Source organism: Psychrobacter sp. GW64-MNA-CIBAN-0177, assembly GCF_040309585.1.
Taxonomy (GTDB): domain Bacteria; phylum Pseudomonadota; class Gammaproteobacteria; order Pseudomonadales; family Moraxellaceae; genus Psychrobacter; species Psychrobacter okhotskensis.
This window is the reverse complement of the sequence record NZ_JBEOOY010000532.1, coordinates 1-244: the sequence shown is the minus strand read 5'-3', so window position 1 is coordinate 244 and position 244 is coordinate 1. Positions and strand designations below refer to the sequence as shown.

The following is a 244-nucleotide window of genomic DNA, read 5'->3' as shown; positions in this document are numbered from 1 at the left end:
CATCAATAGTACCCAATGAACTGACAGGATCACCTGCACCAGAGTCATAACCAACCACAACAGAACCCGCTAATTTTTCGTTGAAGCGTTTAGCCAAACCAACGTCGACTTTCCATTGGTCTTTGTCATAAGACAATAGTGGTAAGCCACCAGCAACGGCTCCTTTAGAGTAGGCATTATAAAGAGGAGGCACAATACTAAAGTCACTCCAAGGTACCCAGCGTACATCCAATGTGCCTAGTAG

General features: G+C 45.1%; 1 pseudogene. It reads right to left on the bottom strand.

The window, feature by feature from the left end:
• Positions 1–244: pseudogene (locus tag AAEY79_RS16115) on the bottom strand (hypothetical protein); the annotation flags it as partial.